The organism is Methanosphaera sp. DEW79 (assembly GCF_003266085.1).
GTDB classification, from domain to species: Archaea; Methanobacteriota; Methanobacteria; order Methanobacteriales; family Methanobacteriaceae; genus Methanosphaera; species Methanosphaera stadtmanae.
On sequence record NZ_MUZW01000061.1, the window covers coordinates 18,100 to 41,463 of the forward strand.

30 protein-coding genes are annotated in these 23,364 nt (G+C 27.9%); 20 read left to right on the top strand and 10 right to left on the bottom strand.

Annotated elements, in window-relative coordinates:
* Window positions 1-272 precede the first annotated feature (272 nt).
* Together BZ132_RS05925 and BZ132_RS05930 are read left to right on the top strand one after the other, a co-directional pair.
* On the top strand, window positions 273-1,022 hold the full coding sequence (locus tag BZ132_RS05925) for an MIP/aquaporin family protein (protein ID WP_011406816.1): 750 nt from the start codon (window positions 273-275) through the stop codon (window positions 1,020-1,022).
* Between the two features lie 467 nt (window positions 1,023-1,489).
* Window positions 1,490-1,828 carry a hypothetical protein gene (locus BZ132_RS05930; protein ID WP_011406817.1) on the top strand — a complete coding sequence of 113 codons (339 nt, stop codon included), beginning with the start codon at window positions 1,490-1,492 and terminating at the stop codon, window positions 1,826-1,828.
* Between the two features lie 51 nt (window positions 1,829-1,879).
* On the opposite strand, the gene BZ132_RS05935 is transcribed toward BZ132_RS05930, so the two are convergent.
* Window positions 1,880-2,197 carry a transcription factor S gene (locus BZ132_RS05935; RefSeq protein ID WP_011406818.1) on the bottom strand — a complete coding sequence of 106 codons (318 nt, stop codon included), beginning with the start codon at window positions 2,195-2,197 and terminating at the stop codon, window positions 1,880-1,882.
* Window positions 2,198-2,585: 388 nt separating this feature from the next.
* Between BZ132_RS05935 and BZ132_RS05940 the strand changes: the two genes are divergently transcribed.
* From BZ132_RS05940 to BZ132_RS06025, 18 genes are all read left to right on the top strand, one after another.
* Entirely contained in the window at window positions 2,586-3,131 is a 546-nt protein-coding gene (locus BZ132_RS05940) for a 50S ribosomal protein L15e (RefSeq protein WP_048059757.1), read from the top strand.
* Window positions 3,132-3,560, top strand: a complete 429-nt coding sequence (locus tag BZ132_RS05945) for an RNA-binding domain-containing protein (RefSeq protein ID WP_011406820.1) — start codon at window positions 3,132-3,134, stop codon at window positions 3,558-3,560.
* Window positions 3,561-3,621: 61 nt separating this feature from the next.
* Window positions 3,622-4,314, top strand: coding sequence for a ribonuclease P protein component 3 (rnp3, locus tag BZ132_RS05950; protein ID WP_011406821.1), 693 nt, complete (start codon window positions 3,622-3,624; stop codon window positions 4,312-4,314).
* A 28-nt stretch (window positions 4,315-4,342) separates the two neighbouring features.
* On the top strand, window positions 4,343-4,708 hold the full coding sequence (locus tag BZ132_RS05955; RefSeq protein ID WP_011406822.1) for an Rpp14/Pop5 family protein: 366 nt from the start codon (window positions 4,343-4,345) through the stop codon (window positions 4,706-4,708).
* Window positions 4,709-4,907: 199 nt separating this feature from the next.
* On the top strand, window positions 4,908-6,263 hold the full coding sequence (purB, locus tag BZ132_RS05960) for an adenylosuccinate lyase (RefSeq protein ID WP_011406823.1): 1,356 nt from the start codon (window positions 4,908-4,910) through the stop codon (window positions 6,261-6,263).
* A 351-nt stretch (window positions 6,264-6,614) separates the two neighbouring features.
* A complete protein-coding gene (gene psmA / locus BZ132_RS05965; RefSeq protein WP_286940645.1) occupies window positions 6,615-7,436 on the top strand; it encodes an archaeal proteasome endopeptidase complex subunit alpha in 822 nt (273 codons plus the stop codon).
* A gap of 242 nt (window positions 7,437-7,678) precedes the next feature.
* On the top strand, window positions 7,679-8,374 hold the full coding sequence (locus BZ132_RS05970) for a ribosome assembly factor SBDS (RefSeq protein WP_011406825.1): 696 nt from the start codon (window positions 7,679-7,681) through the stop codon (window positions 8,372-8,374).
* A gap of 14 nt (window positions 8,375-8,388) precedes the next feature.
* Window positions 8,389-9,057, top strand: coding sequence for an exosome complex protein Rrp4 (locus BZ132_RS05975; RefSeq protein ID WP_011406826.1), 669 nt, complete (start codon window positions 8,389-8,391; stop codon window positions 9,055-9,057).
* A gap of 9 nt (window positions 9,058-9,066) precedes the next feature.
* Window positions 9,067-9,765 carry an exosome complex exonuclease Rrp41 gene (rrp41, locus tag BZ132_RS05980; RefSeq protein ID WP_011406827.1) on the top strand — a complete coding sequence of 233 codons (699 nt, stop codon included), beginning with the start codon at window positions 9,067-9,069 and terminating at the stop codon, window positions 9,763-9,765.
* Window positions 9,765-10,562, top strand: a complete 798-nt coding sequence (rrp42, locus tag BZ132_RS05985; protein ID WP_286940646.1) for an exosome complex protein Rrp42 — start codon at window positions 9,765-9,767, stop codon at window positions 10,560-10,562. Before rrp41 ends, rrp42 begins: the two co-directional genes overlap by 1 nt.
* 311 nt (window positions 10,563-10,873) lie before the next feature.
* A complete protein-coding gene (rpl37A, locus tag BZ132_RS05990) occupies window positions 10,874-11,143 on the top strand; it encodes a 50S ribosomal protein L37Ae (protein ID WP_011406829.1) in 270 nt (89 codons plus the stop codon).
* A gap of 2 nt (window positions 11,144-11,145) precedes the next feature.
* Window positions 11,146-11,277, top strand: a complete 132-nt coding sequence (locus tag BZ132_RS05995; protein ID WP_011405870.1) for a DNA-directed RNA polymerase subunit P — start codon at window positions 11,146-11,148, stop codon at window positions 11,275-11,277.
* A 96-nt stretch (window positions 11,278-11,373) separates the two neighbouring features.
* Window positions 11,374-11,892: a hypothetical protein gene (locus BZ132_RS06000; RefSeq protein WP_011406830.1), complete on the top strand. Its 519-nt coding sequence runs from the start codon at window positions 11,374-11,376 to the stop codon at window positions 11,890-11,892.
* A 16-nt stretch (window positions 11,893-11,908) separates the two neighbouring features.
* Window positions 11,909-12,169: a KEOPS complex subunit Pcc1 gene (locus BZ132_RS06005; protein WP_011406831.1), complete on the top strand. Its 261-nt coding sequence runs from the start codon at window positions 11,909-11,911 to the stop codon at window positions 12,167-12,169.
* Window positions 12,170-12,263: 94 nt separating this feature from the next.
* A complete protein-coding gene (locus tag BZ132_RS06010) occupies window positions 12,264-12,611 on the top strand; it encodes a prefoldin subunit beta (protein WP_048059758.1) in 348 nt (115 codons plus the stop codon).
* Between the two features lie 131 nt (window positions 12,612-12,742).
* A complete protein-coding gene (locus BZ132_RS06015; protein WP_048059759.1) occupies window positions 12,743-13,009 on the top strand; it encodes a DUF3194 domain-containing protein in 267 nt (88 codons plus the stop codon).
* A 12-nt stretch (window positions 13,010-13,021) separates the two neighbouring features.
* Window positions 13,022-13,732, top strand: a complete 711-nt coding sequence (locus BZ132_RS06020) for a HisA/HisF-related TIM barrel protein (protein WP_048059760.1) — start codon at window positions 13,022-13,024, stop codon at window positions 13,730-13,732.
* A complete protein-coding gene (locus BZ132_RS06025; RefSeq protein ID WP_158005504.1) occupies window positions 13,722-14,621 on the top strand; it encodes a PfkB family carbohydrate kinase in 900 nt (299 codons plus the stop codon). Before BZ132_RS06020 ends, BZ132_RS06025 begins: the two co-directional genes overlap by 11 nt.
* Here the strand turns inward: BZ132_RS06025 and BZ132_RS06030 are convergent.
* From BZ132_RS06030 to BZ132_RS06070, 9 genes are all read right to left on the bottom strand, one after another.
* Window positions 14,608-14,784: a hypothetical protein gene (locus tag BZ132_RS06030; RefSeq protein WP_011406835.1), complete on the bottom strand. Its 177-nt coding sequence runs from the start codon at window positions 14,782-14,784 to the stop codon at window positions 14,608-14,610. The genes BZ132_RS06025 and BZ132_RS06030 overlap by 14 nt on opposite strands.
* A gap of 91 nt (window positions 14,785-14,875) precedes the next feature.
* Window positions 14,876-15,556 (bottom strand): TIGR02253 family HAD-type hydrolase, encoded by a 681-nt coding sequence (locus BZ132_RS06035; RefSeq protein WP_011406836.1) that lies wholly within the window; start codon window positions 15,554-15,556, stop codon window positions 14,876-14,878.
* An 88-nt stretch (window positions 15,557-15,644) separates the two neighbouring features.
* Window positions 15,645-16,880, bottom strand: coding sequence for a methanogenesis marker 16 metalloprotein (locus BZ132_RS06040; RefSeq protein ID WP_011406837.1), 1,236 nt, complete (start codon window positions 16,878-16,880; stop codon window positions 15,645-15,647).
* Between the two features lie 256 nt (window positions 16,881-17,136).
* Window positions 17,137-19,848, bottom strand: a complete 2,712-nt coding sequence (gene alaS / locus BZ132_RS06045) for an alanine--tRNA ligase (protein WP_011406838.1) — start codon at window positions 19,846-19,848, stop codon at window positions 17,137-17,139.
* Between the two features lie 296 nt (window positions 19,849-20,144).
* Window positions 20,145-20,450, bottom strand: a complete 306-nt coding sequence (gene rpl12p / locus BZ132_RS06050; RefSeq protein ID WP_011406839.1) for a 50S ribosomal protein P1 — start codon at window positions 20,448-20,450, stop codon at window positions 20,145-20,147.
* 138 nt (window positions 20,451-20,588) lie between these two features.
* Entirely contained in the window at window positions 20,589-21,587 is a 999-nt protein-coding gene (locus BZ132_RS06055) for a 50S ribosomal protein L10 (RefSeq protein ID WP_011406840.1), read from the bottom strand.
* Complete coding sequence (locus BZ132_RS06060) at window positions 21,588-22,226, bottom strand: 50S ribosomal protein L1 (RefSeq protein ID WP_011406841.1); 639 nt, start codon at window positions 22,224-22,226, stop codon at window positions 21,588-21,590.
* A 165-nt stretch (window positions 22,227-22,391) separates the two neighbouring features.
* Window positions 22,392-22,874: a 50S ribosomal protein L11 gene (locus BZ132_RS06065; protein ID WP_286940648.1), complete on the bottom strand. Its 483-nt coding sequence runs from the start codon at window positions 22,872-22,874 to the stop codon at window positions 22,392-22,394.
* Window positions 22,874-23,335: a transcription elongation factor Spt5 gene (locus BZ132_RS06070; protein WP_369814998.1), complete on the bottom strand. Its 462-nt coding sequence runs from the start codon at window positions 23,333-23,335 to the stop codon at window positions 22,874-22,876. The genes BZ132_RS06065 and BZ132_RS06070 overlap by 1 nt, the downstream gene beginning before the upstream one ends.
* Window positions 23,336-23,364: the final 29 nt, after the last annotated feature.

A 23,364-nucleotide genomic window follows, 5' to 3' on the forward strand; every position in this document is an offset into this window, starting at 1 on the left:
ATCAAGTAAAATGAAATTACCCTCGAAAAATTAAAATAGAAAAATAGAAAAAAACATGATAAAGGAGGGAATAATTAGGTAATACTATTTACCTAAAAAATGAATAAAAAATAGTTATTCTATAAGTTATCTTTAATTATTTAATATCAAGTCAATTCAAAACATGAATTTGTAAAAAACGATATATATCTAATATAATTAACATAAGAAAATCATTTTAAGAAAAATAAAAATAATGTAGAAATATTATAAAACACGGAGGCTGTATAATTATGACTGAATTTAGAAAGATACTAAGTGAAGTTATAGGTACCTATACTCTCGTATTTTTTGGTACTCTATCAGTAGTAGTAACATTATTAATAGCCCAAGGAGTAGAAACTACAAACATATTTAACATAGGAATTGGAGCATTAGGTGGAGTGGGTGATTGGTTATCCATAGGTTTTGCATTTGCAATGCCACTAATAGCAGCAATATATGCTTTTGCTAGGATATCTGGAGCCCATTTTAATCCTGCTGTAACTATTGGATTATGGTCTATAAAGAAATTTCCTACAAAGGATGTTATACCATACATAGTTTCACAAATAATAGGATCATTACTTGCTACTTTTACAATAGTAGCTATACTTGGTAAACAAGCATCAACTATAGGTGTTCTTGGATCTGTAGCACCTTTTGGTGATGTTACATTACTTGGAGTGTTTATTGCTGAATTTTTAGGTACATTTCTATTAATGTATGCAATTATGGCTGTGGCAGTTGATAAAAATGCACAACCTGGATTTGCTGCATTGATAATTGGACTTGTAATTCTAGGAATCGTTGTTGCTATAGGTAATATAAGTGGATCTGGTATTAATCCAGCTCGTTCACTAACACCAATGATTGGAAATCTTATAGTGGCAGGTACTCCTATAGACCTATTAGTTCTAGCTGTGTATATTATTGCCCCAATTTTAGGAGCAATATGTGGTGCTCAATTATATGAATACTTGTATAAAGAGATTGGATATTAAAACTAAAAATATTATGAGTATTTGAGTTTTAAGAACTTATTTACTCATATCCCTCCTTTTAGCATTTTTTTAACATGAATTAAAAATATTCTATTTTCATGAATAATAAGTTTACTTTATTTTAATTATAAAGTTTAAAAAGTCTTTTTTTATAAGGCAGGATATTATTTTAATGATGTATTTTATTTAAAAACTTGTAGAAAAATTATTCTAATAAAAATATGAAACTAGTAATAATAAAATAAAAAAAGAAAAATTTTAAAAAGATTTAAATATTTGATTTTAAAGAAAATAAAAAGTATCTATTTTTAATAAAAAAGATGTTGATAATTTTACATATTACTATAAGATATTTATTATAACTATTTCTAATACATTCTTATTTTATTTAAACATTGAATAATAAATAAAGATATAAAATACCAAAAAATATACTATATACTATGTATATAAGAAAATATGGTATTATGAATAAAAATGAATCAATACTAAGATTACGTCTTTCAACAGTAGATTGCAACACTTCAACTAAATATTATCAATTAACAGCAGAAATTCCTGAAATTGAAAAATCAAAAATTAAACCATACTTTGAGTATTATACACCAGAAAATTTTGATGATTTAAATAATGTAGCTGGTAAAACAAAAGGATGGATGTGTAAAAGTGAAGATGTTGAAAAAGTAGAAAAAATTCTGGGAATTATTGAAACACGTAAAAAACAAGAAAATACATTGGAATCTGTTCAAAGAAAAACTAATGAACAACATTTCACAGTGAATAATAATTTAAAAATAAATATTTAAATTTACAAATTTATTATAAAATAATACTCTTTTTCTTTACAATATTTTTTTTTAATTAGATCTCCTCCATGTATTACCACATTTTGTACATCTATAAAATCTTGTTTCTGCCTCATCAGAACGGTGCATTTGAACCATCCACCATTCTAGTTCCCTATTACCACACCTATAACATAAACCTCTCGTTGTAGGATGTGTATTTATTGAATCATCCGTTACTATAATATTTTGTTTATCTGAAACATCCTTATTAATAACATAATCCTGTTTCTCATCATCAGATAATTTTTTCTCATAGTTACATCCATAACAATGTAAAATACCCTTTTTTGGAAGTAACACCTTTCCACAATTAGGACAAAATTCCATATTTTATCAATTCCCCAGTTATAAATCTATTTTAATATTATAACATATTTACTATTATCTTTTATTTTTAGATTATACTACAAAATATTATATAATACTATGAAGAAATATTGTATAGTATAAAGATTATATGATAATATAGTCTATTTTTATATTTTATTATATGAAAATTAAGGGATTAATACTCCAAAATTTAATGAATATAATAATAAAAACTAATAATAATTAGTTATTTATATTTTAGGAGAATATTAATATTTAGAAACTCTTAGTTTCTTTGAATATATGTTTTTACTATTATTCTATTTTTATACTCCTTTAATATACAACATATTAAAAAACTAAAATTGGATGTGGCTTTTATAGCTGAACAATGAGGTGTTATATAATGTATAAGTATATGAAAGAAGCATGGAAAAACCCAGATGAATCTTATGTGAAAGAACTCATGAGAGAAAGATTACCTAAATGGAGAAGACAACCTGTAATTATAAGAATTGACAAACCAACAAGAATCGACAGAGCACGTCGTTTAGGTTATAAAGCTAAAACAGGATATGTAGTCGCTAGAATTAGAGTAAGAAGAGGATCAAGAAGAAAATCCAGATTCAAAAACGGAAGAGATCCTAAAAGAATGGGTGTAAACAAAATTTCAGGAGAAAAATCCATTCAAAGAATGGCTGAAGAACGTGTTGCACGTAAATATCCTAACTTAGAAGTATTAAACTCATACTGGGTATGGGAAGATGGTAAAGCAAAATACTACGAAGTAATCCTTGTAGATCCTCAATGTCCTTCAATCCAACATGATAACAAAATCAATTGGATTTGTAGTAAAAAACACACAAGACGTGCTTTCAGAGGTTTAACTTCTGCAGGTAAAAAAGGAAGAGGATTAAATAAAAAAGGTAAAGGTGCTGAAAAGGTTAGATAAATGATCCATAATATTTCTTATAGAACATTTGTTTATGGAACAGAGGATGAAGAAAAGGTAACTGATGCTATCAGTTATATTTTTCCCAACCTTTTACCTGAAAAAACCATTACTGAAGATCACTTTGGTAATGATATAATAATATTATCTGAGAAAATAACTAAAAAACGACATAATCGAGATTTTATAAAGTTTTTTAATGAAAATTTATCTAATTCAGATAAAGAAATTATTAAAAACGAGTTAAGTCGTAGAATGGATGAAAAAGGAAACTTTTTCCTACGTTTTGACAAACAAGAAGCTTATAATAGAAATCTTAAGTTAACATACTCAGGTAATGCTATACATGCTAGAATAAAAATTGCTAGTTATCCAGTAAGTAAAGAGAATGCATTGAAAGTTGCTTATAAACTCTTTGACTTCTTATAACTATAATATTTTTTTTAAAAAAAAATAAAACCCTACTAATAAAATTTACAGGATTAATTATATGACTATTTTTTATGATTTAAATGTTGCACCAGAAATAGAAGTTATTGAACAATTAGAAGAATTTGGATTTAATGGAGCTTGTATATTTTATGATTCAAATGAATATGATATGAGTATTAAAGAATCTTTTGATAAATTAAATGAAGATACACATATGACTTTATATCATGGTGTTTGTATTGATGAAACTAATCCTAAATTACTACGCAATACTGTTCAACGTTTTTATAAAAAAGTAGATTTAATTATGGCAAATGGTGGTGATTCTAAAATTAATCGTGCTATTTGTGAAATGCCCCAAATTGATATTATTAATCATCCATACTTAAATAATCGTAATAGTGGTATTAATCATGTACTTGCTAAGTTATTAGTTAAAAACAATATTAGTGTCAATATAAATCTAATGGATATATTGAAAAATAGAGGTTATTATAAGGCAAGAATTCTTAATCAAATCAATCAATTATTATTATTAGAAAATAAATATAATTTTCGTGTTGTTATAAGCAGTGGTAGTGAGTGTTTTTACGATGTTAGATCTCCTAAAAGTATGATTTTATTAAATCAAACAATGAATATGGATTTAAAACATGCCAAAAATACTATTTCAAAAAATCCTCTTGAAATAATTAAAAATATAACAAAACATAAAAATAGTATTATTGATGGAGTTCAAATTATTGAATAATAAATAAATTATACAGTATGATGTTATTATGACTAAATTAAAAATTTTACCACCTACATTAAGAGAAAAAAAAAGATACATAGCCTTTAATTTATATAGTGAAACTAAAATTAAAAGAGATGAAATTATCACATTTCTCTGGAATAACCTAATAAACATATATGGTGAAATAGAGTCAAGTAAAATAAATTTATGGCTTATAAATGTAAAACAAGTTGAAAATCCCAACAGATTTCAGTATAAATGTATTATAAAATGTAGACGTGGATATGAAAATAAGATGATTACTGCCCTTAATTCAATAGTTAGATATAAAAAAAATAGAGTTGTAATCCATACATTAGCAACCTCTGGTACTATTAAATCATTAGATAATAAATTTAACCTCCTCTAATTATAAAATATTTTAACTTTTTTTTATAGAAAAAATAATTTACTTCCCAAAAAAATCTATTTTACTAAGAATATAAAAACAAAAAGAATCATAAATATATAATAATAAGTACTTTTTTACAATGATTTAATATTTAAAAAAAAAGTTTTAATTTTGAAATTTAAAGAGTTACTAAAAAAAAATTAATTAACTGATTATTATGGCAATACATCCAATAGAATTTAGATATGGTACTCCAGAAATGAAGGCTATATGGGAACAAGAATCAAAATTACAGAATATGTTAAAAGTTGAAGCCGCACTTGCAAAAGCAGAAGCTGAAATAGGCTTAATTCCAAAAGATGCTGCAGATGAAATAAATAAAAAAGCTACAACTGAATATGTTAAACAAGAACGTGTAGATGAAATTGAACAAGCTACACACCATGATATTGCAGCATTAATGAAAGCATTAGAAGAAGTATGTGAAAATGATGCTGGAGAATATGTTCACTATGGAGCAACAAGTAATGATATTATTGATTCAAGTCAATCAATACAACTTAAGGATTCAATTATAATTATAAGAGAAAAAGTTGTAAAACTCATTGAATTATTAATTGATTTAGCTCAAGAACATAAAAATACTGTAACAATTGGAAGAACACATGGACAACATGCACTTCCTACAACATATGGTATGAAATTTGCTATATACATAGATGAACTTACCCGTCAATTAGATAGATTAGATTTAACAAAAGAACATTTATGTGTTGGTATGATGACTGGAGCAGTTGGTACAACAGCTGCTCTTGGTGATGTAGGTTATGATATTCATATGAGAGTATCTGAAATATTAGGACTTAATCCTGTACATATTTCAAACCAAGTAGTTCAAAGGGATAATCATGCAGAATATGTTATGACTCTTGCAAATATATGTAGTACACTTGAAAAAATGGCATTAGAAGTTCGTAACTTACAAAGAACTGAAATAATGGAAGTTGGTGAAAAATTCGATCCTAAAAAACAGGTAGGTAGTAGTACAATGCCACATAAAAGAAATCCCATAACTGGTGAAAGAATATGTGGTGTATCTAGAGTTGTAAGATCATATGTAAATGCAGCACTACAAAACAACCCATTATGGCATGAAAGAGACTTAACTAACTCCTCTTGTGAACGTATCATATTACCAGAATCAGCTATATTAACAGATTATATATTAAATCTTTCATTAAAATTATTTGGTAAACTTGAATTCCATGAAGAAAATATTGAACGTAACTTAAACTTAAGTAATGGATTGGTAATGGCTGAAAGATTCATGTCAAAATTAACACAAAAAGGTATGGGAAGACAAAGTGCATACAGCCTTGTAAGATCATGTGCAATGGAAGCTTATGCTCAAGATACTGGACTTAAAGACATATTATCAAAACAAGAAGAAATTCTTGAACATTTAACAATGGAAGAAATTGAAGAAACAATGGATCCTCATACATACCTTGGAAGCAGTGCTAAATTTGTTGATAATGTAATTAAATATGCAAAAAAAGCTATAAAAGAATAATGAAAAAATAATTTCTTATTCTTTTTTTTAAATTATATGACTTATCAAAGTATAATTTTCTTTTTTTAGAATTTAAAAATGTTTTCTTTTTTAAATTAATATTTTACTATCATTTAATCTAGGATTTAACTTCTTAATCTAGGAATATTCTAACACTCTATGTTAAGAAGTAATTCAATGAAAAACTAAATCATAGAAAATGTTATTATAACAAAAATATACTGAAAATATATTAATAACAAATAGTAATAATAAGTAATTGTATACATAAATAATATATTAATAGAAAAAAGAATTTTTAAAATAAATCATAATGCTAAAATAATTAAAATAAAAAAGAGGTAGATATATATGCGACAATTTTCAGAAGCAGGTTATGACAGAGCATTAACAGTATTCAGTCCAGATGGACGTTTATTCCAAATTGAATATGCACGAGAAGCAGTGAAAAGAGGAACTACATCTGTTGGAATTATTTCAAAAGAAGGAGTAGTTTTTGCTGTTGATAAAAAAATTAAAAGCAAACTAATTGTTCCATCATCAATTGAAAAAATATTCAAAATAGATGATCATATTGCTACTGCTTCAAGTGGACTTGTAGCTGATGCTAGAAGATTAATTGATATTGCTAGAAATCAAGCACAAGTAAATAAATTACAGTACCATGAACCAATCACTGTTACAGGATTAGCAAAATATCTTGGTGACTTAGAACAAATGTACACCCAAAGTGGAGGTGTAAGACCATTTGGTATTTCCTTAATCATTGGTGGTGTATCTGATGGAGAATGTAGAATCTATGAAACTGATCCAAGTGGTGCATTAGTTGAATATAAAGCTACAGCAATAGGTCTTGGAAGAGATAAAACCTTAAATTTATTTGAAGATAAGTATGAAGACGATCTTACATTAGATGAAGCTATTGACTTAGCAATTGAAGGTATTTATGTTGCAACAGATGGTAAAGTTGCTGATGATAGTATAGAAATATCAGTAATTGAGAAGGAAAATGCAAAATACCGTAAATTCGATGAGGATGAAATTGAAAAATACGTTCAAAAACTCCTTGACCGTAAAGAACAAGAACAAAAAGACGCTGAAGAAAAAAGAAAAGCTGAAGAAGAAGCTAAAGAATCCTCTGATGATGAAAATGAAGATATTAATGAAGAATAATATCTTCACACTTTTTTTATAAGAAAAAAAAATATTTTACCACCTGAAAATCACTTGTTTTAATAAAAAATTAAACAATACTTTTTTTTAACTAAAAAAATAAAAGTTCTAAAGATACTTATTTTAATACCTACTTATTATTAAATAAGATAAAATATAATAATATATAACGAATAAGGAAATAAATTTTTATAAATTAAAAAAATAACAAAATCCAATAATTAAAATAAATAGGTGAAACTATGGTTAATGTTGATGATGCAGTAATCGCACGTTTAGAAAGATATGGTGAAAGATTTGAAATATTAGTAGATGCTGAACTTGCTGCAGATTATAAAAGAGGAGAAGACATCGATATCTCCAAAGTAATAGCTGTTGAAGAAGTATTTAAAGATGCACATAAAGCAGATAAAGCCTCAGAAGAAGCTATGGAAAAAGCATTCGAAACTACAGATGCATTAGAAGTAGCTGATAAAATCATACATAAAGGCCAAATACAAATTACAGCAAATCAAAAACGTAAAATGCAAGAAGAAAAAACTAAACAAGTTATTAACCAAATAGCTCGTGAAGCAATAAATCCACAAACAAAACTTCCCCATCCACCAAAACGTATAGCAAAAGCTATGGAAGAAGCAAAAGTACATATTGATCCAATGAAAACTGTAGAAGAACAAATTGCACCTACTGTAAAAGCAATTTTAACAAAAATACCAATAAGAATAGAAAAAGTACAAGTTGCAGTTAAAATTCCTGGAACATATGCTGGAAAAGGATATTCTACAATAACCCAATATGGTAAATTAATTAAAGAAGAATGGGAAAATGATGGAAGTTGGATTGGTATTGTAGAAATCCCTGGAGGACTACAAGATGAATTTTACACAGCACTAAGTGGTCTAACACATGGAGAGGTTGAAACCAAATTAATTAAATAGATTGAAGTGTATCTATGATATTTGTAGAAAATAAAGAAATAGTACTACCAGGTAGTTTATTAACAGACAATAATTATAAACTAGGTAGAGGTACTTATAAAGAAAATGGAAAGATATATTCCAGTATAACTGGATTAGTATACTTTGAAAGTGAACAAATAAAAGTAATTCCACTAAAAGATACATACAGTCCAAATTATGGTGATTTAGTTATTGGACGAGTAACTGGTTCATCATATTCTTCATGGTCTATTGATATTAACAGTACATATCATGGTTTTCTACCAACAACAGAATTATATGATAAAAATGAGCCCAATATTAACAACATAATCAATATTAAAGATATGTTACTTCTTAGAGTAGCCAATGTTGATGAAATAAATAGAGTGAAGTTAACTCTAAGATCTAGAGGTCTTGGTAAATTCAATCAAGGAACAATTATAAAAGTTAAACAACCAACAATACATTTTTTAAGTGAAGAAAATGCATTTTTAACAACTATGATACAAGAATATACATATACTGATGTAATTATTGGAAAAAATGGACTTATATGGATAAATGGATTGAAAGAAAATATTGAACGTATCATAGAAATAATAGAGCTTATTGAAAAAGAAGAACCACTAAAACATAACCTTATCAAACATATTCAAAGTATGATATTAAATCCAAAATAGAGGGATATAGTGACTAATGAATTTATAAGAAAAGATGGAAGAGCATATAATACTCTTAGAAACATGAAAATGGAAGTAGGAGTTCTTAACAATGCTGATGGTTCTGCATACATTGAATGTGGAAATAATAAAATATTAGTTGGAGTATATGGACCTAGAGAAATACATTCTAAAAAACATTCAAAACCTGATGGTGCAGTATTAAGATGTAAATATAATATGGCACCATTTTCTGTAAAAGAACGAAAAAGACCTGGACCAAATAGACGATCCACTGAAATTTCAAAGTTAATATCTGAAGCTATAACACCAAATATCTTCCTTGAGAAATACCCAAGGGCATCAATTGACATATCTATTGAAGTACTTGAAGCTGAAGGTGGAACAAGATGTCTTGGAATTGTAGGTGCTAGTCTTGCATTAGCAGATGCTGAAATTCCTATGAAAGATCTTATTAGTGCATGTGCTGTTGGTAAAGTAGATGACCATATAGTTCTTGACTTATCAGAACAAGAAGATCAAACTGGACAAGCAGACATGCCACTTGCAATCATTCCCAGAACTGGAGAAATTACTTTTCTTCAAATGGATGGTAACTTAACACAGGAAGAATTTGAAGAAGCATTAGATTTAGCTTATGATGGATGTTATTATATAAATCAACTACAAAAAGAAGCTTTACTTAGTAAATATGGGGGTAGTTATTAATGGTAAATGTAATCTCTGAAGTTTCTAAAGAAAAAGTATTTGATTTATTAAATCAGGGAAAAAGAATTGATGATAGAAAATTTAGTGAATATAGAAATATTTCCATAAAAACCGATTATATTGGAAAGGCTGATGGTTCTGCAATGGTGTCTATTGGTTGTACTACTGTGATTGTTGGAGTTAAAGCTCAAATGACAACACCATTTAATAATGCTCCAAATAGTGGTATTATCATAACAAATACTGAGTTACTTGCCATTGCAAGTCGTAATTTTGAATATGGCCCTCCAAATAAATTTGCTGTTGAAATATCACGCGTTGTAGATAGAGCTATTCGTGAATCTCCTGTTGTTGATTTAGATAAATTATGTGTTATTGAAGGAAGTAAATCATGGAAGTTACATATTGATATGTATATTGTTGACTTTGATGGAAATATTATGGATGCGACATGCCTTGGAGCTATTTGTGCACTTTTAACAACAAAAATTCCTACAGCAACCAGTGTAAATGGTGAGATTGTTATTGATGAAGAAAATTTAACTCCCCTTCCTATTAAAAATAGAAGTATTTTATGTACAGTTGTGAAAATCAACAACCAGTTAATTGTTGATCCTTCAAAAATTGAGGAAATATTAATGGATTCAAGTGTATCATTTGGATTTAGAGAGGATGGTAGTTTATGTGCCCTTCAAAAATGTGGTCTTAATACATTAACACATAAGGAAGTTACAAAAGCTATGAAGATTGCAAGTATTCGTGCAAAAGAATTATTTTCTATAATTGATACTATATAATAACAAACTATATATTATATGATTACTAAAAATATTATATAGTTATATTATAAGGATAATAGATTTTAGGTGTCTATTAGTTTAATTCCGAAATAATATTATTTTTTAAGCTAATTATTAGAAGTAAGGCATATTGCCGTTACTTTTTTAGTTAATGAATACAAAAGTGAGTACATATTAAAATAACATTTTATAGGTTTTTGTTATTATTAATTAATTCTCAAAAAAAGTTATTATCTATCAACAAAATCAGAGTATTTGTAGAAAGATAACATGATATTTTTAATATTAACTGAATGGAAGGTGAAAAAATGGTAAAAAAAAGTAAAGTAGGATCTACTGGTCGTTTTGGTGCTAGATATGGTAGAAAAGCTAAAAGAACCGTAAAAGACATAGAAGACAAAATGCATGCAAAACATGTTTGTCCTAAATGTGATAGACCTGGTGTAAAAAGAACCCATGCAGGTATCTGGAAATGTAGAAAATGTGGCGCAGTATTTACTGGTGGAGCATACATTCCTACAACACCAATGGGAAAAGTTGCAAAACGTAACATTAAACGTATAACTGGAGGAGAATAAGCATGTACAAATGCATTCACTGTGGAAAAGAAGTTGATATTAAAACATATGCAGAATCTAAATGTCCATATTGCAGATACAGAATCTTATTTAAAGAAGTTCCTGTAGTTAAACGTACTGTTAAAGCTCGATAAGTTATAAACTATTTTTATAAGGGAGATATTTTAAATCTCCTTTATTATTTTAATTTTTATTTAAAGAAAAAACTAATTTTATAATGAGATTTTATTATGATATTTACAATAAGTTCTAATTTAATTATTACAACAAGTAGAAAACCTTCCCAAATTACTAGAAGATTTGCTCAGTTTCTTAAACACTATTTTAATGCTACATATATTAATCGAGGAAAAACTAGTTTCAATAAGATAAAAAATCAGGTCCCTGATGAATCTAAGTTAGTTATTATTAATGAAACTAAGGGTAACCCAAGTAGTATTAATGTTTATGATATTGGTATTGATTCTGAAAATCCATTGTATAGTTTATATGTAAATGTTTCATTACCACAAGAAAAATGTAATATCAATGTAGATAATGGTAATATTATTGTACTTTCTAAGACAAAATCATTAAATGAAATTACATCTAGGTTTATATCATTTAAACCTGAAAAAAAGGTGAAAACTAATTGTATCATTATAAAAGATGATGATAGAGAAGATATTATTGCAACAGTTTCATTTATTGATAAAAAAGGTATAGACACTAAATATAAAGTATATATTAGGGGATTTAATAATAATTAATAAAATGTGTGATTTGATGGATAATAAAAACATATTAAAGAATATTGAAACTATATTTGAAGTTGAATTTAATAGTGAAAACCATGCACAGATAATTTATAATTCAATTAAACCAGAGTTATCATTTTCACGTAACGATAGATCAACAACTACGATACAACTTAAAAATAAGAGTATTATTATTGAAATTAATTCAAAAGATGTTGTTTCTCTACGTGCTTCTATTAATTCTTATGTTCGTTGGATTAACTTATCAATGGAAATCTTAAAAATATAAAAGGAACATAAAAGATATATTATATTATTATTCATTCACATAGAATATAAAATTAGATTTATTTAATATAAAGAAAAAAATTTAGGTGATATAGATGGATATGCCACAAAATATTCAAGAACAATTAAATCAATTCCAACAAGTACAACAACAAGCTCAATCAATTGCTATGCAAAAACAAACATTAACTTTACAAATTAATGAGTCTAAAAAAGCTTTAGATGAATTATCAAAAACAGCAGATGATCAAGATGTTTATAAAACAGCTGGACCACTACTTATAAAAACAACAAAAACTGATTCTGAAGCAGACTTAAAAGATAGTATTGAAATGCTTGAAATTAGACAAAAAACTATTGAAAAACAAGAAAAACGTATAACTGGTAAACTTGAAGAATTACAAAAAAATCTTCAAGAAGCTATGAGTCAAATGAAACAATAGATTATAAATTCTTTTTATAAATCTATTTTTTTTTATTATCCCCTCCTATTAATATAATGATAAAAATAATATTTTTATGTAAAATATATTTTAACTGATTTTTTGAATTTTTTATAAAGGAGATTTTTATTATGAAACCACTGAATGATTCTGAAGTAAATGAAATAATTAATTTAGCATATGATAGTTGTCAAAAGTATATTTTAAATTATGTAAATAAGAAGGACTTTGAGAATATTCAAATTACTATTAATTTAAATACTACTAATGATAGTTTTAATATTGATATTGATATTGACTTAGATAGTGATATGAAACTACCTGAAAATTTAGCAAATAGTGCTATTGATGTGGCCCTAGAAGCAGTTGATGAATATGTTGAAAATAGAAACAATTAAGTTTTGATTTTTATGATTATTCCTGTAATTGACATTATGCACAATGAATGTGTTAGTGGAAAATCTGGTAGACGAAGTACTTATAAAAAATTAAGAAGTATTTATGGTGATAATCCATTAGATATTGCAACTGCTCTAAAAGAAGATGGTGCTCAACTAATATATATTGCTGATTTAGATAAAATTGAAAGGATAGATGATAATAACAATATAATATCTTCTATAAATAATATTATTCCTGTAATGTTAGATAATGGTATTTCATCTATTGAAGATATTGAAAATAATAAAAATATATGTAGTTACAATATATTAGCTACTGAAACTATGACAAGTCTTGACAACATAGAAGAAATATTTAAAAAGTATGATAGTAATAAGCTAGTTGTTAGTATAGATATTAAAAATAATGAGCTTCTTGTTAATAATAAGGATATTGATCTTGAGGATGTAATTTATTTAATTAATAAGTATAAACCAAAATATACTATAATTCTTAATATTTCATATGTTGGAACTAAAAAAGGTGTAAATACTAATATAATAGAAGAAATTACTAAAAAAATACCCCACACAAAATGTTGTATAGCAGGTGGTATTAGAAATAGTGATATTGAAACATACACTAAAAAAAATATTAACAACTTCCTTATTGGAACATTACTTCATGAAGGTAATCTTAGTTATAAATTATATATGGAAAGTAAAAAAAATGAAAAATAAAATACTTACTATAGGTCCAATTACAAAAGATATTATAAAAACACCAACACAAACATATATTCAAACAGGCGGTGCATCATATTATCAGATGTGGACATTATATCAATTAAAAAAAGAAGCTACTGCAATTATTACAATAGGTATTTGTGATGTTGAAATGATTAATGATTTTCCAGAAAAAAATAACATAAAACCAATCATAACAACACAAACAATGGAATACACAAACATATACAACAAACAGTTAGAAAGAACACAGAAAGCAAAACTTCCAAACAACCCAATAACACCCGAAAAAATAAGTGAAAAAATTAACATTAAAGAATATGACACAGCCATACTTTCCCCATTATCTAAGAATGACATACCACCAGAAACAATAAAATATCTTAAAACAAACAATATAAAAATAATACTTGCACCCCAAGGATATTTACGTACAACAGATGATAATAACAACATAATAAGCAGTAAATGGGATGATAAAGAAAAATATCTTGAAAATGTAGATATAATTGCATTAGATGAAGATGAAATGAAAACTGCATTTAATATTCAAGAAATCACAGATACAATTATCAAAGACATCATACAAAAATACAATTTAAACACGATAATTATGACAAAAGCAGAGAAAGGATCAAATATCTATACAAAAAATAAAAAAATAGAAATTCCAGCGATAAAAACCAAAAATAACATTGATGCCACAGGTCTAGGTGATACATATATTGCAGCATACACTGCAAAACTAGATTCTAATAACATCTATGAAGCAGGATTATATGCCTCAATAGCATCAAAATTTAAATTAGAATCAAAAGGCCCTTTAAAAGTAGATGAAAAACTAATTCAAAAAGAATTAGAAAAAAGAATTATATTAAACTAGTCAGGATAATAAATGGAAGCACAACTGCTAAAATAAATAAAAATACACCTAATGTTGTATATGCTCTGTTATGATCTAAAACCCCTGAACATAAGAAAAATATTCCCATTACAGCTAATATAGTTGGAATAATTTCTGAATATACAATTACTGACTGTACCATAACATTAACCTCCCTTCTAATTATTAAATAAAATCATTTCATTATAGTAATCTCTTATATTAAACAAATTATATACAATTTTTAGATATAACTACAATATCTTCATAATATCAGTTAAAGTATCAAGTTGTCTAACCTGATAATTTAATTGCTCAAGTTTCTTATTTTGTTCATCAGTAAGTTTTGAATTAATAATCATACTCTGCATACCTGCATTATATGCACCCATAATATCAACATCAAAATTATTACCAACCATGATCGAAGTTCCCTTAGTTACATTCAATCTATCCATAGCTATTTGATATATTTTAGCATCTGGTTTTTCAACACCTACAGATTCAGATGTAACAATTTCATCAAAAAATGGATAAAGTCCTAAACGAATCAATTTTTCCCATTGTTTAAATTCTTTTCCATTAGTTATTAAACCAACCTTATAACCCTTACTTTTTAAATATAAAAGAATTGCAAAAGAGTCTGGTTGTAATTTTAACATTGCAAATTTAGTATTATGATATGTGATAATTCCATTTACAATAATCAAAGGATCTTCAGAACCATTAATATCATTTGTTAAAATATTAAAATGTTTACTATAGTTAGAACCTTTTTCTCTAACAATTTCCATTAAATGTTCATAACCTTCCTCTTCACTACATTGTAGGCCATTATGCACCATAGATTTAACTGCAGCTCTACGTGCAATAGAAGCAAAACCTGATGTATCATACAATGTATCATCCATATCAAAAAAAACTGCTTGAATCATATAATATATATTATGAAGTTTAATTTATATATACATAGATGAAATTTAAAAAAAAATAAAAAGAGTGTTATAAAATCTTTCTACAATATTATAACTTGAATGAACCATCAAGAATAGCCTCTTTAAGATCATTTGCTATTTCAATAGCTCGTTTTTTATCAGATTGTCTACATGTAACAGGAATCTTTCTTAATTTATCTCCAGATTCAAATGATACCACACCTGTATTAATAATAGGTACTCCTCTTGGACATACAGTTGCACAATATCCGCAACCATAACATAAATCAGTATCCACAGTTTTATCCTTTTTAAATGCATTTACTGGACAATATATTTCCGGAAGACACGGAATACATTCAAAACAGTTTTCAGGATTTGTTGTTGGCCTATAATCAGTATTATCCCATACACTATAATCAATTGTAGCTATAGGTAAATGTCTACCATGAATATCACATACAGGTAATGGAATATCCTTATTAAGTACTTTAAGATTGTTTAATATATCTTCATTAAGTACAGGAATTGGTATTGCAACTGAATCAAATACTTCTGGACCCATACCAGTTTTATAACCCCCAACATAATGTGGATCCATATCCTTAATATTAGCTGTTAATAAAAGATTTGGTTTATCAGAAGAACTTCTAGTACCATTATCAATAATAATACCTTCTGCACCATTTAATAACACTTTTAAACCAGGTTTTATAACATCTTGATTTGGATCATTTGCTAATGGATTTACATCACCACAACCCGAGAATGAATATGAATTAAATGGACCTTCCATTGGTGAAGCATTGAATATTGATTTTTGTGCATGAGAATCAGGATTAGTAAAGGAATTATAATTTTTAAATGCCATTCTTGTACCAAATAATCTAGCAGTACCAATTTCATCAAGTGTAATTGTTTTAGTAAATTCATTGTCTTCAATATCAATAACTTTTACCTCTACTGACTTACCCATTATAAGATCCTTTAATAAAAATCCTCCACCATAATTATCAATAGTTTCACTATGATTTGTTCCATACAACATTACATCTACAGAACCTAATAATTCATTAGGACAAGGTCCAGGATATGCAGGTATTCCATTGATATATACTTCTTTTGCTTTATTAAATTTTCCAGGTTCTGAAACTGGCATGTGGAATAATGCAGCTGTACCAGACATAATTCCACTAGTACCACAAGTTACAACATCCACATCATCTACTGTAACTTCTTCATTATTACGTAGTTTAGTTTTTAATTCCTCTGCTGTTAACACAACAGCATCGTTAGAATCTAATTTTTCTTGAATATCTTTCAATGTTTTTGTTATAATAACACCCCAAATTTATTTAATTACATAATAAAACTAAAGATAAAGTTCATGTTTTTAAGCCCGATTCCATAATTAAATAATATATCATCCATATTTTATTGAATAAATACTAAAATTTAATTTTTTTATAGAATTTATTTATAATCTTAATTATATTATATCTACTTTAAAAAAGTATAGCTAATAATAAATTAAAAAAAAAAGTTTTAAAATAAAAAAAAGTAGAAAAAAAAGAATTTATTTAATTCCAACTTCTTATTTGTTCTTTAACTGATTCAAATGCCTCATCTTTTCTTGAAAGATCTGTCATTTTAGCTCCCTGTGCTAGTGTAGGTTTTCCTCCACCTCTTCCACCAAGGAATTTACCAATATCATTTACAACATCACCCATTTTCATACCTTTCTCTAGTATTTTATTGTTAGATGATGCTACTATATTACCATTATTATTAATTAATATAGCAATATCTGCAACTTCTTCTTTTTCAACAAGATTTATTGCAATCTCTCTTAATTGATTGTTATCAACATCTAATACTTCTGTTATAACATTATATCCATTTATATTAGCAATTTCATTTTCTAATGAGAATATTTTTACTTGAGCTAATTGTTTTTCAAGAGATTTAATACGTTTTTGTTGTTCTTTCCATTCATTGAAGAATCTTTTACATGTTCTTGGTAATTGTTCAGCATCTACACCGAAAACATCACTACTATTTCTGATAATATCATCATCATCTTGTATTTTCTTAATTCCAGAGTCAGATACTGCATATTCCAATCTTTCAACACCATCTTGTACTCTTTCAGTTCTAAGTAATTTAATAACTCCAATATCACCAGTTTTTTCACAATGAGTACCTGCACAAGCTTGTACATCAATACCTGGTATTTCAACTACTCTTATGTTTTTACCTGGTACTATACCACCCTGATATAATTTAAAACCATATTTAACTTCAGCATCTGTACGGTCATACCATTGAATATTTACTGGATGATTTTCCTGTACTCTTTTATTTGCTAATCTTTCAATTTCCTGAACTTCTTCATGAGATATACGTTTATAATGTGATAAATCAATTCTTGTTTTATCAAGTCCTTTTTGAGCCCCTGCTTGCCATATATGTTTTCCTAACACTTCTCTAGCAGATGCTATTACAAGGTGTGTTGCTGTATGGTTTCTTGTTAATAAATCTCGACGTTTGGAATCTATTTCTCCAGTTATTTCTTCACCAACAATATTATCAAGTTTTGATTCATCTTCTTTTGCAACATGATGTAGTACAATACCATCTACTTTCTGTGCATATGTTATATTTAATACCTCACCATTTACTCTTGTTATTGTACCTATATCAGATGGTTGTCCTCCACCTTCAGGATAATATATTGTTTGATTGAGTATGATTTTATTTGAATCAACAACTCCCAATACTTTTGCAGTGAATGTTCTTTGTTTTAAATCATCATAGAATGATAATTTTGTTTTAGGGAAATTTAATTCCATTTCTTCAATTTCTTCTTCCTCTTCTTCTTCATGAGCTGCTGCAATTTGTGTATAGAAGTTATCAGGTATGTTAGCATCAAATGCATTTTCTTTTGATATTGCTTCTACAGTTTCAGGTGGAATTCCATGTGAATCATAGAAATTAATTAACATATCTGTTGGGAAAGATTTTTTGTTTTGTTTTTTAAGTGTTTTAATAGATCTTTTAACTAAGTTTTTTCCTTTAGTTAATGTTGTATGATATCTTTCCTCTTCCAAATCTGTAATGTTTATTATATGATCCTTATTATCCTTAATTTCAGGATATGTTTTTGATAAGTAATCTACCTGCATTTTCATTATATCAGATAATGATTCATTAAGACCTAATTCATTCATATATTTTACAGTACGTCTTAAAACTAATCTTGCAAGATAACCTTCTTTAACATTAGATGGTATAATTCCATCTGCTAACATGAAACTTAAACATCTAGTATGATCTGCAACTATGTATATTGCTTCCATAGGTGCAGTTGTCTTTTTGAGCATATCTGGATCTAGAGATAATTTATCTGCTACTTTTTTACGTAAAAGTTTTAAATCAGATATATCTTCAATATCCATCATTCCAGCAATACGTGCATTTTCTGATAATATTTCAGTATTTAATTCTACACCACTTATATCAGTGAGTTTATCTATAACTGAACCAAATGTTGCATCATATGCTGTTGGAGTTCCCTGACTTACCCATGCAATTCTTTCTAAACCATAACCAGTATCTACTATTTTTAGAGGAATTTCTTTTAATCCATCTTTTGTAGTTGCATATTGAATAAATACTAATGTTGCAAGTTCTACTCCATGAGCACATATTTCAAAGGATGGTCCTTCATTACCTCCACCTTTCCACCATGATTCAATATAAGTAATTTCTTCAGGATTAATTCCAATACTTACTAAGAATTCATGACAGTATCTTAAAGTTTCATTTTTCCAATAGATAGGAGTTTCATCTGTATTAAATGCATGATGTGCACCCATAGTAAAACAGGTCATATGTCTACCAGTTCTTCCAACATTATCTACATCATTTAATCTAATAGATGGTTGAGCAACTACTAATGGATTTGCTGGAGGTCTTACCATACCACTTGTTACCCATGGTTGAAAATCATAGATTGAAGCTCCTACTAGAAATACATCATTTCTCCATCTTTTTGCTAAAACAGGATACCTGTTTATTGGAGTATGACCATGATCTTTAAAGAAACCTTTAAATTTCTTCTGTATTCCCATTAAATCATATTGTTTATCTGTCACAGGATTTCCAATAAATTCGTATTCATCACATGGAGCATCACCACATGTTGCTCTTTCACGAATAGACCAGAAAGTATTTCCACATTTCTGACAGACTTGTTTTTTATATCCTAATTGTTCAAGTTCATAAGTCATATTCTTTCACTATAAAAATTGTTTTAAAAAGTAATTAATATCTTAATTATTATAACTTTCTAGTTTTTTATACTAATTATAGGTTTATTAATAATAATATAAAAACATGAGTAAATTATGTATTAAAATTAAATATTTTTAAAATATTCATTTTTTTATGAAAAATATTAAAAAAAGTTACATAATTCGAAAACAGGTGTTTCTAAAATAGATTATGAAAAGATTTAGATTATAGACAAAAATAGTATTTAAAGTTCAAAAAAAGGATTTAAAAAGAAAAAAGTTGGATAATGCACTTATCCGAAAAGTGCACCTAATCCAGCTGCTGCTGCTTCTTCAGCTTCTTCTTCTTCCTCTTCTTCTTCCTCTTCTTCTTCAGCTTCTTCTGCTGCAGGTGCTGCTGCTCCAGCTGCAGGTGCTGCTGCTACTGCTGCGGTTGCAATAGCTTCTTCAATATCTACATCTTCTAAAGATGCGATTAAAGCTTTTACTCTTGCATCGTCTACATCTACTCCAGCTGCAGATAATACAGCTGTAACGTTTTCTTCGTTAATGTCTTTTTCTGTTGCGTTTAATAATAATGCTGCGTATACGTATTCCATGTTAATACACCTTTTAAATTTAATATATATTTTTATTGTATAAATACAATTTTATTAATCTTTTTAAATCTTTTATAAAGTTAATCTTAACTTGCTATTAAGATTAGAATTTTCCGTTTTTACTAGTAGCCTTCAAAGTTATCCGAAGAGAGCTCCAAGACCTGCAGCTGCAGATTCTGCTGCATCTTCTTCCTCTTCTTCTTCCTCTTCAGGTTCTTCTGTATTATCTTCTACTGCTACAGGAGCTGCTGCTGCTTGTGAATTTAATTTTTCATTAAGTTCATCATCAATAGCTTCGCTAGAGAGTAATTTAGCAACTGCTAACATTTGAGCATATGCTTTAGATAATATTTTATCAGTTGTTTCAGAAGTTAATATATTAGCATTGATAGCTAAGTTTAAAGCATCTCTTGCTGCTTTCTGTATGAGTAATGGAGCAGATTCGCTGTTTAATATACCTGCATAAACTGATAAGTTAATTGCACTTTGATATGCATTTGCAAGTGTTTGAATAGTTTCTTCTTCATCAATTGCAAGTACATCTGCAGTATATATTGTATCTCCTTCACAAACTGCTAGTAAATCTATTCCCACTTCCATAGGATGAATTTCAAGTTTTGTTAATATATCAGCTACTGCTTTAGGAATTTCTTCGCCTTCATCGACAATTTTAGCATCATCGGTTACAACAATTGATCCTTTATCAATTTTAGCTGGAATACCTACTTGTTGTAATTCACCAAGAATTGGACCAGGTGGGAAAGATGTATCTCCTGCTGGAACAACAATATCCGCTGGAGCAATACTTCCAGCTTTTGCTGGAGCTTCCGTTTTACTATCTTCTAAGATTTTAAATAGTTTGAAAGGATTCATTTTAGTGAAGACCATAGCTGGTTGACCTTCGAGGTAATCTGCTAAACCTTCAACTTCTTCTTTATCAGAGTTTTCTAATGCAATTTTAATGAAATTTTTACGTGACATTTTAAGAATTGCATTATCTCCTAAAGATTTTCTCATGGTTTGTAATTGTTTTGCTGGAATATCAGCTAAGTTTACAATACCTATTATTTCATGAGAATTTGTTAAATCTTCAAGTTCAGCTACTTTTTCTTTTTTCCAATCTGCAACATGATGCATCTAGATCACCCTCGTTACAGGTCCCATTGTTGTTTTTAAATACATTGCTTTGATCTGTTTAGACCCTTTTTCTAAATTACGATCAAGAACATCCATTATAGCATCTATATTTTCAGCAACTTGTGCTTCAGTCATATCTTCAGATCCTACAATAGATTGTATAATAGGTTGGTCTTTCACTCTTATTTTAATTGTACTTCTTAATCTTCCTAATATGGTTTCTGGATTTGCACTTGCTGGAATTGGTTTAGGCATTTTTTTCCTTGGACCAAGTACTGGACCTAAGAATCTACCAACAGTTGGCATTAAATCAGTTTGAGCTACAAAGAAATCATAAGAATTTGCTAATTTTTTAGCTTCAGGTCTGTTTTTACCTAATTCTTCTAATTTTTCTTTATTAATAACTAAATCTGCACCAGCTTGTTCTGCTTGATAAGCTAATTCACCTTCAGCAATAAATGCAATTTTAACATCTTTTCCACGTCCATTAGGGAGAAGCACTTCTTCATCTAAACGGTTTTCTGGTTTGTTTATGTCTAAATCGTTGATGGTTATGACCACATCAATAGACTGTGTGAAGTTTCTCGGTTTAGATTCTTCTAAAACCTTCTTCACTGCTTCTTCAATTACTTGTGTCATTCAATTTCCTCCAAAGAACAGGATTTAAAAAAAATAAATCGAGTTCAACGTGTAAATAAATTATGTACTATGTACATTGTATAAAATTTTTATATTTAAAGTCTAATCATTATGATTAATATTAAATAATTAATTGTTACTTAAATGAAATAAAACAATGAGTATTTATTGGGTAAATACATCATCATAATCGCCATTATCGATGTCTTTTTGAGTTTCACGTCCATCTTTACCTTGAACATTAATACCCATACTTACACATGTACCAATCACTTCTTTTGTTGCGTGTTTGTAATCATTTGCAAGTAAGTCATCAAATTTCATTCTTGCAACTTTAAATGCTTGTTCAACTGAGAAATCAGCTGCTACTTCAGTACCAGGTTCGTGAGAACCACTTTCAATACTTAACTCATCAAGAACTAAAGCAGTTGTAGGTGGTGTACCTATAGAAATTTCAAAATCTTTAGTATCCATGTCTGCAGTTATTTTTACTGGTACTTTCATACCGCCAAAATCAGCAGTTTTTTTGTTGATTTCTTCAACAACTTGCATCATATTAATACCTAATGGACCTATAGCTGGACCTAAAGGTGGTCCCGGTGTGGCTTTTCCACCTTCCACTAGGATTTCAATAGTTTGACTAGCCACTATTCAGCCTCCTTTTGTATTAATCTGATTTGGTCACCCTTTACTGTGACAGGTATTGGAACTGCTGCTTCAATTAATTCCAATACTACATCTTCTTTTGCTTCATCAATCCTAACCACTTTAGCTTTTTCATCTTTAAATGGGCCAGAAGTCAATTCAACAATACTACCTTTTTCAATATTGACTATTGATTGATCTGGACTTAAGAATGATTTGAGCTCATCGAAGTCTACGTCACCTTCGACTAAACCTCTCAAATTTGGAACTTTAAGTGCAGGATGCCTCATATCTAATGTTTTATCAGACTCAACAAAAATATAACCTTTCATAGATTCTGGAGATAAAATCGCAGAAATCCCTGTATCTTCATGTTTAACACTTTGTGCTAATAAAGATGCTACATTTTTTTCTTGTCCAATAAGTACTCTCATCGCATAAAACATAATTCCACTTTTTTCTATCGTTGTTAAAAAAGATATTTTATCTTTTT

Bases quoted from the DNA above. Each gene is read 5' to 3' on its own strand.
- BZ132_RS05925 (WP_011406816.1), top strand. From the start codon at position 273: ATGACTGAATTTAGAAAGATACTAAGTGAAGTTATAGGTACCTATACT.
- BZ132_RS05930 (WP_011406817.1), top strand. From the start codon at position 1,490: ATGAATAAAAATGAATCAATACTAAGATTACGTCTTTCAACAGTAGAT.
- BZ132_RS05935 (WP_011406818.1), bottom strand. From the start codon at position 2,197: ATGGAATTTTGTCCTAATTGTGGAAAGGTGTTACTTCCAAAAAAGGGT.
- BZ132_RS05940 (WP_048059757.1), top strand. From the start codon at position 2,586: ATGTATAAGTATATGAAAGAAGCATGGAAAAACCCAGATGAATCTTAT.
- BZ132_RS05945 (WP_011406820.1), top strand. From the start codon at position 3,132: ATGATCCATAATATTTCTTATAGAACATTTGTTTATGGAACAGAGGAT.
- rnp3 (WP_011406821.1), top strand. From the start codon at position 3,622: ATGACTATTTTTTATGATTTAAATGTTGCACCAGAAATAGAAGTTATT.
- BZ132_RS05955 (WP_011406822.1), top strand. From the start codon at position 4,343: ATGACTAAATTAAAAATTTTACCACCTACATTAAGAGAAAAAAAAAGA.
- purB (WP_011406823.1), top strand. From the start codon at position 4,908: ATGGCAATACATCCAATAGAATTTAGATATGGTACTCCAGAAATGAAG.
- psmA (WP_286940645.1), top strand. From the start codon at position 6,615: ATGCGACAATTTTCAGAAGCAGGTTATGACAGAGCATTAACAGTATTC.
- BZ132_RS05970 (WP_011406825.1), top strand. From the start codon at position 7,679: ATGGTTAATGTTGATGATGCAGTAATCGCACGTTTAGAAAGATATGGT.
- BZ132_RS05975 (WP_011406826.1), top strand. From the start codon at position 8,389: ATGATATTTGTAGAAAATAAAGAAATAGTACTACCAGGTAGTTTATTA.
- rrp42 (WP_286940646.1), top strand. From the start codon at position 9,765: ATGGTAAATGTAATCTCTGAAGTTTCTAAAGAAAAAGTATTTGATTTA.
- rpl37A (WP_011406829.1), top strand. From the start codon at position 10,874: ATGGTAAAAAAAAGTAAAGTAGGATCTACTGGTCGTTTTGGTGCTAGA.
- BZ132_RS05995 (WP_011405870.1), top strand. From the start codon at position 11,146: ATGTACAAATGCATTCACTGTGGAAAAGAAGTTGATATTAAAACATAT.
- BZ132_RS06000 (WP_011406830.1), top strand. From the start codon at position 11,374: ATGATATTTACAATAAGTTCTAATTTAATTATTACAACAAGTAGAAAA.
- BZ132_RS06005 (WP_011406831.1), top strand. From the start codon at position 11,909: ATGGATAATAAAAACATATTAAAGAATATTGAAACTATATTTGAAGTT.
- BZ132_RS06010 (WP_048059758.1), top strand. From the start codon at position 12,264: ATGGATATGCCACAAAATATTCAAGAACAATTAAATCAATTCCAACAA.
- BZ132_RS06015 (WP_048059759.1), top strand. From the start codon at position 12,743: ATGAAACCACTGAATGATTCTGAAGTAAATGAAATAATTAATTTAGCA.
- BZ132_RS06020 (WP_048059760.1), top strand. From the start codon at position 13,022: ATGATTATTCCTGTAATTGACATTATGCACAATGAATGTGTTAGTGGA.
- BZ132_RS06025 (WP_158005504.1), top strand. From the start codon at position 13,722: ATGAAAAATAAAATACTTACTATAGGTCCAATTACAAAAGATATTATA.
- BZ132_RS06030 (WP_011406835.1), bottom strand. From the start codon at position 14,784: ATGGTACAGTCAGTAATTGTATATTCAGAAATTATTCCAACTATATTA.
- BZ132_RS06035 (WP_011406836.1), bottom strand. From the start codon at position 15,556: ATGATTCAAGCAGTTTTTTTTGATATGGATGATACATTGTATGATACA.
- alaS (WP_011406838.1), bottom strand. From the start codon at position 19,848: ATGACTTATGAACTTGAACAATTAGGATATAAAAAACAAGTCTGTCAG.
- rpl12p (WP_011406839.1), bottom strand. From the start codon at position 20,450: ATGGAATACGTATACGCAGCATTATTATTAAACGCAACAGAAAAAGAC.
- BZ132_RS06055 (WP_011406840.1), bottom strand. From the start codon at position 21,587: ATGCATCATGTTGCAGATTGGAAAAAAGAAAAAGTAGCTGAACTTGAA.
- BZ132_RS06060 (WP_011406841.1), bottom strand. From the start codon at position 22,226: ATGACACAAGTAATTGAAGAAGCAGTGAAGAAGGTTTTAGAAGAATCT.